Origin of the sequence: Ancylomarina salipaludis, assembly GCF_004122035.1 — a bacterium.
GTDB lineage: Bacteria > Bacteroidota > Bacteroidia > Bacteroidales > Marinifilaceae > Ancylomarina > Ancylomarina salipaludis.
This window is the reverse complement of the sequence record NZ_SAXA01000021.1, coordinates 37,467-49,355: the sequence shown is the minus strand read 5'-3', so window position 1 is coordinate 49,355 and position 11,889 is coordinate 37,467. Positions and strand designations below refer to the sequence as shown.

At 36.1% G+C, this 11,889-nt stretch carries 10 protein-coding genes; all 10 read right to left on the bottom strand.

Going from position 1 to position 11,889, the window contains the following annotated elements; all coding sequences use genetic code 11:
* Positions 1-139: 139 nt before the first annotated feature.
* The gene (locus tag EO244_RS15985) at positions 140-328 is read right to left on the bottom strand and encodes a hypothetical protein (protein ID WP_129255693.1); all 189 of its coding nucleotides are present in this window, start codon (positions 326-328) and stop codon (positions 140-142) included.
* Between the two features lie 68 nt (positions 329-396).
* Positions 397-1,266 carry a protoheme IX farnesyltransferase gene (locus EO244_RS15980; RefSeq protein ID WP_129255692.1) on the bottom strand — a complete coding sequence of 290 codons (870 nt, stop codon included), beginning with the start codon at positions 1,264-1,266 and terminating at the stop codon, positions 397-399.
* A 30-nt stretch (positions 1,267-1,296) separates the two neighbouring features.
* On the bottom strand, positions 1,297-2,079 hold the full coding sequence (locus EO244_RS15975; protein WP_129255691.1) for an SCO family protein: 783 nt from the start codon (positions 2,077-2,079) through the stop codon (positions 1,297-1,299).
* Between the two features lie 522 nt (positions 2,080-2,601).
* A complete protein-coding gene (locus tag EO244_RS15970) occupies positions 2,602-2,805 on the bottom strand; it encodes a hypothetical protein (RefSeq protein ID WP_129255690.1) in 204 nt (67 codons plus the stop codon).
* Positions 2,806-2,815: 10 nt separating this feature from the next.
* On the bottom strand, positions 2,816-3,835 hold the full coding sequence (locus tag EO244_RS15965; protein WP_129255689.1) for an Ig-like domain-containing protein: 1,020 nt from the start codon (positions 3,833-3,835) through the stop codon (positions 2,816-2,818).
* A 61-nt stretch (positions 3,836-3,896) separates the two neighbouring features.
* Positions 3,897-4,130 (bottom strand): hypothetical protein, encoded by a 234-nt coding sequence (locus tag EO244_RS15960; protein WP_129255688.1) that lies wholly within the window; start codon positions 4,128-4,130, stop codon positions 3,897-3,899.
* A gap of 143 nt (positions 4,131-4,273) precedes the next feature.
* A complete protein-coding gene (locus EO244_RS15955) occupies positions 4,274-5,596 on the bottom strand; it encodes a DUF4302 domain-containing protein (RefSeq protein ID WP_129255687.1) in 1,323 nt (440 codons plus the stop codon).
* A gap of 99 nt (positions 5,597-5,695) precedes the next feature.
* On the bottom strand, positions 5,696-6,610 hold the full coding sequence (locus EO244_RS15950) for a zinc-binding metallopeptidase (protein WP_129255686.1): 915 nt from the start codon (positions 6,608-6,610) through the stop codon (positions 5,696-5,698).
* Positions 6,611-6,629: 19 nt separating this feature from the next.
* Positions 6,630-8,138 carry a RagB/SusD family nutrient uptake outer membrane protein gene (locus tag EO244_RS15945; protein ID WP_129255685.1) on the bottom strand — a complete coding sequence of 503 codons (1,509 nt, stop codon included), beginning with the start codon at positions 8,136-8,138 and terminating at the stop codon, positions 6,630-6,632.
* Between the two features lie 127 nt (positions 8,139-8,265).
* Positions 8,266-11,868: a SusC/RagA family TonB-linked outer membrane protein gene (locus EO244_RS15940; RefSeq protein ID WP_206734590.1), complete on the bottom strand. Its 3,603-nt coding sequence runs from the start codon at positions 11,866-11,868 to the stop codon at positions 8,266-8,268.
* Positions 11,869-11,889: the final 21 nt, after the last annotated feature.

Sequence of the window (11,889 nt, the reverse complement as noted above, 5' to 3'; positions counted from 1 at the left end):
GAATCTTTTCTTAGATAAAGAATAGGAATAAGATTTTTATAACTTTGGATAACCGTAGATGGATAAAAAGATGACACTACTATCCAAAAAATACTAATAATCTGTCAAGCTATTTCAGGAGAAGACAATTTTAAGTCATTTAAAGATTCCCCCGAAGGTTTTTCACATTCCCTTGATCTATTTCAGTATTCCCCTGGTAATTTTTAGCATTCCCTTGGTCTATTGCCAGATTTCCCTGACCGGTTTCAGTATTCCCCCAAAGGTTTTCCACATTCCCTTTGTCTATTTCTGCATTCCCCTCCGCTATTTCATCAAGAAGTTGCCTCACATCCCCAGTCTGGAGGTCATCATAAGCTGTCTAAAATTTCACTCGTATCTCTTTCTGGATATAAACAATTATAAATATAGCTTATCGATACTGATCATGATCATGATGAATAAAAAATACAGATTCAGTTGCAGAAACAATTTTCTGACTGTTAATCTATCGTACTTTTTCAGAATAGGAAAGCTGTAAAAAATTATCCAAACAGACAGTATCAATAAAATCCAAACAGACAATTGCGATCTTAAAACATCGAATAAGGGAAGCAACAAGGCAACCATAACGGTAGAAAGCATCCAAACCAGAGTTATGGAATGAATTTGCCTGATACTAAAAACATCAGTCAGCACCTTAAACCCTCCTCTTTTGTAATCGTCGCCATAAAGCAATAACAAAAGCCAAAAGTGAGGAATTTGACCAATAAAAAAGAAGAACGCTAAGGCTAAAACAGGAGGAGCAAACAGATCACCTCCGGCAGCCACATAACCTATCAGTGGAGGGAACGCTCCACTCAAGGCTCCGGGAACAACGGCAAAAGCAGAAACTTGCTTTAAGGGTGTATAAACCAGATTGTACCACAGTATTGAGAAAATTGCAATAACAGAACTCATTATATTCCCACCCCAAATCAGAAGAACAAAACCAAACAAAAAAAACAGCGCACTCCATATAAAAGCTTCTGCGGGCGAAATTTTTCCTGATGGTATAGGACGAAACCTGGTTCGGTTCATCAAGGCATCTTTTTTATATTCCTGTATATGATTTATGGCAGAAGCCCCGGCTACGATCAATAAAATACCCAAAACAACAGCAGCCATATCAAATGAAATTTTTGGAGAATACAACAAATACCCCGTAAAACAGGAAATGGCAATAGGAATGGCAATTTTTATTTTACCTAGTTCAAATAAGCTGTTTATTTTCAAGTTTAAATTCATCATATTAAGCTAAGAATTAAAATCAGTTTTACGCTATAGAAACTTTTTTGTAGGCTTATAAAACACCAGTAAAAGAAAAATTAATAAAGCCATAAAAAGGGTAACACTTGCCGTCACAACAGTGATATTGAAAACGTAGGTTCTCCCAATGGGATCGTAAGAATAACAATAATCCAACACCTTCTTTATAGTTGGCCCCGTTTGCCCATTTGAAGACTCTTTTATGGCCAACTCAAACTCGTAGGGAAGAAAATATGTCCCATTTAAATAGCGCGTAATTTTTGCCTCCGGACTTACGATAATAACTGTCGCAGCGTGTGTAAACTCCTTCCCCGTTTTACGATACAAAAAACCTAAGGCTTGAGTCAGTTTATCTATATTCAAACTATCCGAGGTGTAAAACCGCCAGCCTTCTTCCGTATTTTTATTATGAATTAACTTCTGATAGTTGACTTTCTTATTTTGTGCCAGTTCCCTTGTCTCTCTTGGATCGAAACCGATGGTCAGAACCTGATAGTCCTTTGACAGTTCCAAGTCACTGCTTTCAATCAATCCGGCCAAGCCATTCAACAACGGACTGCATATGCCAGGGCATTTAAAGTAAACCAAAACAATAGCAGTGGGTTTATCAATTTGGCTTGTTAAACTCAACCAATCGCCGTTTCTGTCAGTCAGATAAATATCATCCGGAATTTGCTTGCCTAATTGTTCAATAACACCAACCTTAAAATCTGTATTTATTTTCCGGGAGTCTCTACTATAAACAGGCAGAATAGTCAAGCTTAATAAAAAATAAAGAACAGATTTCAATTTCATAAACAACCTCCATCATTTTTAATAAAGATCCTATGCAAGCACATAATGGCTTCTACTAAAAATATGAAATTATTCTATTGACACTTAACGAAATAACTTTTTTTATTTATCAGGAAGCTTATTTAGAATCGAGGATTCAGAAGGAATTGTACACTCACATAAGCCAGAATGCAGAGTTCACTGGTTTCTGATTCAGGTTGAAATTTTAGAATTTAAGGATATCCTCCAACCATCATCAAATAAAAAAATAGCCACTTCGCAGCTATTTTCCTTTTGCAAATTAAGGTGAAACAACCGAAAATGACTATTAATGATTTTGAAGGATCTACAACTTTATGAGTTGAGAAATAATATAAAAATCCGAAAATCAGATTTAAGAGCGCCCTGCTGTAATGGGATAACGACTTAACAGGACGCCCTCTCCGACTAACTAAAAACCGTCCAATCAACTACTGACTGTTAGCATTTCTCACTTAATTCTCTTTTTGATATGGCATCATTCTACTTTCTAAGAATATGTCATTATGATTTTTTCTTTAATCCTCTATACCCAACTAAAAAAGCTACGATAAGAGCGAATAGTAATTCAACAAAATTATTTCTATCAAATAAAAACCAAATGATCAAAGCGACAACTTGGCTTATGATGATAAAAATCAGTAACCCATAAATAAACGCTTTTCGTTCCGCTCTATTTTTAAAATTTACCTTACTGTATATTTTCATCGCCTCTTTATTAATTATTTTGAGCACCGCGCTTAATCCACTCTAGAATCAAATCCTCTTCTTTTTGTGTGATAAAGCCAGCATGATTACCATTCAATTGTTTAATAATACGACTATCCTCAGGTGAATCTGGATTCACATACCCCCCATTAAGCAACGAATTGTATGCCATTGACTCACGCAAATCGGGATTACGAGTCTCATTATGACAGGTCCAACAATCCTGATCCTTAAAAATGGGTTGAATAAGACCACTAAAACTTAACACTTCGGGGATTGTTGTAAACTGCCATTTAAAATCACTTCCCAATTGATTTCCGGCAAGGTCTTTAACCTCACTGGTCAATGTGCAAGTATGCACAGCCTCAGGCAACCATTCCGCATTGGGAACAAACTTTACAAGTTTAGCTTCATAAGTTATGCTTCCACCAACAACAGTCTCTCCTGTTTTCACAATAAACGAATTGCTGTTAAGCGTTTCCGGATCAATCTCCTCATCAAAATACACCTCAATGGCAGTATTTCTAAAAACTGAAATCTCCATATCAGCAGGAATACTCTTACTAATTTTTGGGGCTACAGCATCCGGCTCAAGACCTGAAGTAAAACTCCAATGGTAATCCTGTCCCATCGATGCCCCGTTTTTAGCTTTGGCCTCAATACTTAAAGTACAATTGTACACTGTATTATCATCTAATTTTTGCGAAGGCTTAAAGACTGCCGTTTTACCTGTACAACTTACTTTACCATAAATTGGATATTGACCTTTTTTTACTACAAAACTATTTTCATTTACGGTTGACACATCCATCTCCTCACTAAAGAGAACGGTAATCTCTGAAAAGACATCCACCTCAGTGGCACCATCTGCAATATTAGTAGAGACGATACTGAGTGGAGCACTTGTATCTTCTTCCTTTTGACAGCCAACGACGCCAACAAAAAAAAGAATTGCCAATACGGCTTGTTTGCTTAAACTTGAAAAAGTTGCAAGTTTCATTCCTGACTTACTATTAAGAGTGTAAAACATATTATTCTTTTTTATAATTCCATTTTTAATCTTACTTCAACCCTATTCAATAAGAAGGTTCTCAATCAGTTTTCTCCCCAATTTCTCTTCTTCCCTTTTTATAAATATGCTTAAACTGGAAATATTGCATCACAAGACCACCTATTAACCAAATGGGGAGTGAGTACAACTGTCTCCAGGTGATCAGCTCTCCATCCATCAAGGGTAAAATAATGGTCATCATAATATACATGCATATTCCCCAAATCAGACCTGGTATAATCCATGTTTTTAATCCAAAACTCGTATCGAACATTATTCTTATTTTTAAGGTTTAAACTATTTTATAGAAAAAAAGCCCTCCAACCAGGTATTAAGAAATACAAAGGACGGAAGGCTTTCATTTACAAACTAACCATTTATGCTTAACATTCTAATTGATTAGAATGTCTACACAAACTAATCCTCATCGTATGTCAATCCAAAGGTCATATACATTTCCGGATCTTCATTACTCACCAAACAATAAGAAGAACTATATTTTTTAAGCTCAATTGGCACAATAGTCCAACCTTTATCACTTGTAATTAAAGCTTTTATAGCCATACCTTTCTCAGTAGCCATTAAGCTTTCTATATAAGACAAATCGACAAACGGTCCTGAATATTCTGTTTCATAGCCCGTAAAATCTATCTTAACAACATCCTCTGTTAACTTCACATAATCAACAGTAATTTTGAGAGCATTATAATCTTTAAAAACTAACTGAAAAGTACAAGGTTTCCAAGAAACGACATAAGGGTCAGTTGTAACATAATTAAATCCTGCTTCAGGATATAATCCCTCAAACAAATTAAATAATTTAGGGCTAAACACTTCTGCTTGAGCATCAAATGTTTTAGGTCCATATAACTTATCAGTCATGCCTTCCAAATGAGCAGGACATACATCCTCATACTTGAAAGCTCCCGACACACCAGCATCTGTTACATCAAATTGATTTTTTGAAGCATCGTATTTAAAAGAACGTACAGCGATACCATTTAATACCAGCGGGTGATGAAATTCAAAGCCTTCGTGTGTAAAATTGACTGGCATTAGTTCGTGCATAGTTACCCCTACATCAACATAGCTAAGAAATGCAATCATCTTATCACCACTGTAAACCATATTCACTTTAGCATCCCAACCTTCAACAGATAAGTTGAAATAAAAAGGAACAACAACTTTCTCATTTAGCCTTTCCAGATGCTCAGAATGCTTTGCATATTCTCGAAGCAGAGAAGCTGTTTCAGCAGTTGCTTTAACAAGAACCATAGGATCTTCATCAACTCTTTCAGCAAGATACAAGGTATCTCCATCAACCGATTTTCTAACAAAACCAAACTCCAACTCACCGCCATATCCTTTACCAGGCTCTCCAATTTCAGGATCTGTCATCTTTGAAAATTTACTGTAGGTATCGAAAACCAACAAGGGTTGGTCAATCATTTTCACTGAATATTCCGCTTCATCCGGATAATCATACAGATCCCAATTCATACTTACGGTACCTGTCTCCTCAAATTTAAGCATATAGGTAACTGAACCTAACTTATCAGGATTAGGGTAATAATGCGTTAACCAACCGTACTCCGATGAGGTTAAGGCCTTCTTAAATTCCTGAACGGCTTCGTTGGCTCTCTCATCTGGTGAAAGATCAAACTCACTTTCAAAATCATTATTACAAGCTCCAAGTGCAAGCAATAAGAGAGAAGTGATATATAAATTTATTTTTTTCATTTGATTCTAATTTTCGTATTAAGGTCATATAAAAGTTGCCAAACGATAGTCTAATTCATTAAGATTATCGTGGCAGCTTTCATAATTGTTTAATTTTATCTATTCCTCACTCTGAATTCCGGTAAGAATACCTTCGATCTCATTCTGCAGATCGTAAATATTTACATTCCAAACCTGTAGCATATAGTCAGCCATAATTTTCTCTTTCTCACGAATCTTGCCTTTAGCTACATCTTGGGCTGCTTTATCGTAATCCCAGTTCTCATCGTAAATATGGATTCCATCAATAATCTCATTCCATCCCGCATTGCCTGACATTAAGAAAACGGATAACATCTCAACAAAATCCTCGTCAGGATTCAACATGGAATACCCCGTAATAAAACCGAGCTTTCTTGCATCCGAATCACTATAATTCATCCAGTTTGATGTATATTCCGTACAGATTTTCTTATACTCAATAGGATACGCAACTGTTTGATGTAAAATATGGCCAAACTCATGATGCATGGTTTTGAAAACACGCAAAATAGGTTCCATCGCTTTACCCTTCTCCCAATCACTCATACCTGTAAAATCAAAATTGATATAATTTAAATCGAAAAGAGAGATTTTACGGCCACCTTCAGCCTGACCTAATACAATCGATCCATTATCGTTATAGTTGTGACTCCCAATCAAAATCATTTGTTTAGGAATGAAACGTTTCATGAAATCAATTCCTCCAGCATTCACATACGGATCGATCCAGATTTTCTTCATATTATCAAGAAAAGGGATCACATCATCTTTAGCCGGAGGGGTTAATATTTTAGAATTATCCAATTCTGAATTATCCCAACGGTATTTTACTTCAACATTAAAAGGATAGGTGTAGTTTTCTCTAATCCACTGATCGACGTCGTTTAACTCAGGAGTGGAAGTATCTATTAATGACTTTCCTAGATCATCTTCCTTAGCACATGAGCTAAAAAGAATAGAAACAGAAAAGAATAGAAATAATATCTTTTTCATATGATTATAATTTTAATAATTATCGTGGGTTTGCTTGTAATCCGATTGCAACTGCCTGAGCAGGAATCTGAATGGCTCTTCTCAAATCGTCTTTGGGTAAAATCACCGTAGAACCATCAACAAGAGTATGAACAACTTCGAGATTATATCGATTAAGATCGAACCATCTTAAACCTTCATGGATAAATTCTCTACGACGCAAATCAAGAAGATAGGATATATAGTACTTTTGATCAGCATTAACAGCATAAAAAGGTGCCAAGTCAGGAGCAGCAACAGCCTCATAAGCAAGCTTTATTCTGTCAAAATCGATTTTATTATCCGGGTTATAAGCCTTTGTTCTTTTTGAAAAATAAGCATCCAGGTCAGAAAGCGTAGACGCATAATCAGTCTTCATTGCATATGCTTCTGCTCTGTTAAACAAAGCTTCTTCAGCAGTGAAAATAGGGACAATTGAATTTGGGAATCCAATATCGGCATTTCCGCCTGTGGATTCTAAACGATCTTGATATTTAGGAATAAAGCCCAGCTGCAGTTCACCAGCAGCATAAAGAATTTTATCGCCAATAATTAAATCAAAGTTTGCCTCTCCGGCATTAGATGCTCCAAATAATTCCGTTGCCTTTGATGATGCCAGAGAATATCTGAATACAACAAGACCTGGCCCCCAGTTAGTATATTGTCTGTTTAACATTAAGTTCGAGGACTCTTCTGATTTTGTGTATTGTGCCCATAGTTCTCTAGCCTCATAGGTCATATACTTACCATTCCAATCTCTTAATTTAGAAGCGGCATTCGCACCTAATACATAATCAGAATGTTCGATTACTTTGTCCCATTCTCCTTTATACAAATAGAAGCGTGAAGCAAAAGCATGAAGAGCCGTTAAATTCATATGATATTTAGGAACTAAATAAGCTTCGTCTTTAATCAGGTCAAAAGCCAGACTAAGATCTCTTTCGATATTGTCATAAACTTCCTGAACCGTGGCTCTCTTATACTCTTGAAAAACAACTTTTTCAGATTTTTCTACAAAAGGAACACCCAAATCTGTTTTTGCCGTTTCTGGATTATAGTGTTTAGCAAAAAGATTCACCAACATAAAATGAGAATAAGCTCTTGCTGCAAGTGCTTCACCCTTTTGTGCTGAATAATTCTCTTTATCAGGTGCCATTTCTATAGCATTTAAAGCTTCATTAGCAGCAGCAATTGCACCATAACACGCATTCCAGTAAAAAACAGGGGTATCATAATCTTCAGCACCACTGTCTTTCCAAAAGAAAGCATCCTCGTTAGGTTGATATTCAGCAATATAACCACCGACCCCTTTATCAGCAACATTGTCTGACATTGCTTCTGTAAATGCCATATAGCCTGCTTCAGGATATGCTGACACCAACAACTCACTTACAGCTTCCGGAGAATCCAATTTTGTCCGGTTATCCGGTGTTTCATCTAAAAAGTCGTTACACGACGATAGCAAGGCTACCCCCATTAAGACTAAGACTTTATTTTTTATATTTTTCATTTTATTATAGTTTAGATATAAGTATTGAGATTTGAAATGATTTAAAGCTTGAATTAATAACTGTTAATCATCAGGTAAACAAACTCATCTACTAAGACGTCTTCATTTTATGATATCGTCTATATGACTAAAAACTAACTTTTAACGTACAAGTGTATTGCTTTGGAACTGGCATAGCCACACCTCCTGAACCTAAAAACTCAGGATCCTGACCATTTAATTTTTTATCTGAATAAATCAGGAACAAATTCGATCCCTGAACTTTCAGAGACAGGTCACTCACGCCAAGTTTGGTCGCAAAAGTTTTAGGTAACTGGTAGGCTAATGATATTTCTTTCATTCTGGCAAAAGAACCATCAGCAACCCTTGCTGTTGACATATTATAAGCATTATAAGCCTTTCTGTCGTTAACATTGTGCATACGCTGAGATAAAATGGTAGGAATATCAGTTATATTCTCATCACCTGCCAACATCCAACGATCGAAAAATTCCTTAGGCATAGCATCCAAGTCAGAATATTTCGACTTAAATTCAGGATACAATCTCACCTTATTACCATACTGATAAGTCATGAAAACATTAAGTTTCCAATTCTTGTAAGTGAATGTATTACCCAAACCACCTGTAATACTTGGATCAATAGAACCTTCGTATTTTAAATGCTCAATATTATTTGACTGGAAATCAAAATCATTAACGGTTAATTCACCTTCTTCATTGATAAAAGTTGGCAAACCCTCACCATTTAAACCTTTATATTGGATAGAATACAGTCCTCTTACAGGACCACCTTCCAATGGACCTCCCGTATCTCTAATCAAAGAGATCATTTTAGGGAATGATTTCAAATTTGTAATCTCATTATGATTGTAGGCAAAAGTGAAGTTTGTATCCCATTTAAAATCTTCTGATTTGATATTCTTAGTTGATAAGGTAAACTCAATACCATGAGATTTCATATCTGCATAATTGGCAAATTTCCAAAATTCACCACCAATACCCGAAGTCTTAACATACCCAATCAAATCGAAACCTTTTCGTTGATAAGCATCCATACTGATATTAACGCGATTATTGAATAATCCCAAATCCATACCAACATTGGTTTCGTATTGCTTTTCCCAAGTCAGTTCCGAATTCTCCAGAGCATCGATATACATTTGAGACTCCTGCTCAGAAAGATAAGGGCGATCAGTCACTTTGTTTTTTAATACCAATGTTGAATTTTGAGCATTCCCCATACTCGCAGTTAAACCATAAGTTCCTCTGAAAGACAGATGAGAAATAATCTCATTATTTTTTAGAAAATCTTCTTCCTTAGCATTCCACTGTCCACTAATATTCCAAGTAGGTAACCAACGTGCTGCAGTAGATGCACCTAATTTATTAGATCCATCATATCTGAAAGTTCCATTGATTGTGTATTTACCTGCATAAGAATAACTAGCTGTGGTAAAAAAAGCAGCATATCGATCACGATACTCTTCCATTCCGTAATAAGAATATCCATTTTGCAGTTGTTGCTTTACAAAATCAGGGTTTATAAAAGGAACGCCTCCTCTTTCATACTGATAGCCGATACCATCAAAAGAACTGTTTTGTCTGTCAGCAGATTTCACTTCCATACCAGCAAAAGCATTCACACTATGAATTTCATCAAATATTTTGTTCCAATTCGCTGTTCCTCTAAAATAGAAGTTCAATAACGTATTATCGCTTCGGTTATAAAATCCACCCTTAGGCAAAACAACTTGTGGTAGTGAATTTGGCACCTCATAATCCTGAAATAAGAACTTATTATTCTTAGCGATTTCGTAAGTATCAGCTGCACGATAAGCAGAAGCCATATTCGAATTTTCAAGCACCTTATGCTCCTGCGTAGACTTCACATATCTTACCGAAGCTACAGCATTTAAATCCAAACCTTTTATTGGCGAATAATCTAGATTTGACTGAAGCTTAAGATCAAGAACATCCAAATCAAGATAATTATTTTTCATCTCATCAAGAATATTGAAATCAGCATAATTCATGCGGTAATATTCCAGATTTCCATTATCATCGTATGGTCGCATTGCTCTACTGGTATTCAAAGCATAGGAAAATGGATTGATATCAAAATCACGACTATATTCACCATTAATAGGATCCTCAGTTCTATTTACTGACCCTGGCGCTTTTTGCTGTCTAAAAGACCCGGCTGTAAGAAAACCCAGTTTTAATTTATCGTTGATTTGAACACTACCGTTAGCATTCATTGTGTAACGATCTACTTTATCTGCAATAGACCAACCTTTATCACCATAGTAACTGGTTGAAAAATAGAAGTTAGACTTATCTGTACCTCCGGAAATACTTACTGAATGATTTTGAGTGATTGTATTTTTAAACAACACATCAAACCAATCTGTATTCTGCATTTCATACTTCTGCAAAAATTTTGCACGAGCTTCAGGCGTATTCTCCAAACCAAAACCCGTAGCAGGATCATAGCTGTTAATCAAATCGTACATTTTCTTGTAAATACCACCATCTTTCTGACGGGATATTTCAGCGTGATTTAACCAGCCTTTAGCCTCAAGTTCTCTGTAAACAGACATCTGCTCACGAGAATTCATAATATTATAACTTGAATAAGAAGGTTTCATTCTCATGGTATATTCACCCGAATAAGAAACTCTTGTGATACCCTTTTTTCCTCTTTTTGTTGTAATAACAATTACCCCATTCATGGCACGAGCACCATAAATAGCCGTAGCCGATGCATCTTTTAGAATCTCAAATTTCTCAATATCATCCGAGTTTAATCCTGCAACTGCCGAACTAATCAAAGTTGTCGCATCACCTGAAGACAAATCATCTGGAGAAATATCAACAACATCCTCAAGAACAACGCCATCAACTACCCACAAAGGTTTTGAATCACCATAAATTGAGGATGCTCCACGAACACGAATCTTTGGAGCTGTACCAAAAGTCCCGGATACCGTTTGAACAGAAACACCAGCAGCCTTACCTTCAAGCATTTGTGCAACATTAACAATACCATCCACTTTAGCATCTTCCGATTTTATCGAAGTCGCAGAACCGGTAAATAATCGACGATCTGTTTTTCGAAAACCATCAGAAACCACTGTAACCTCAGACAATTGTTCTGCATCTGATAATAATGTTATCTTCAATTCTTTCTGATCCTTCACCAAAATCTCCTGAGATTTCATACCAATAAAAGAGAAAACCAAAACAGCTTTCCCATTTACTGGAATATCAATTGAAAACTTTCCATCAAAATCAGTCGAAACACCATTGGTCGTTCCTTTTTCTAAAACAGAAACACCGGGTAGTGAAATTCCCTGATCATCAAGGACAATACCAGAAACTTTTTGTTTTTTCTCTTGTTGTGTTCCAACATTAGAATCAGCTGGTTTAAATGCCTTTCGCAAGGTTACAGCCTTACTCTTGAACTCGTATTCAAGATCACTATCCTTTAAACAGCGATTCAAAACCGATTTCACAGTTTCTTCCTTTGCATTTACACTAATTTCTTTTACATCTTTTACATCAGAAGAACTGTATAGAAATACCAAACCAGTCTGTTCATGGATCTCCCACAACACCTGTTCCAACTCAGCTCCTTCCATGTTCAATGTCACCTTTGCATCCTGAGCCAATGTAGTTGCCGAAGCACTCATCACACTGACAAACAGGAAAATTGCGAGCATTTTCATAACTAGTAATAGTTTAAACAG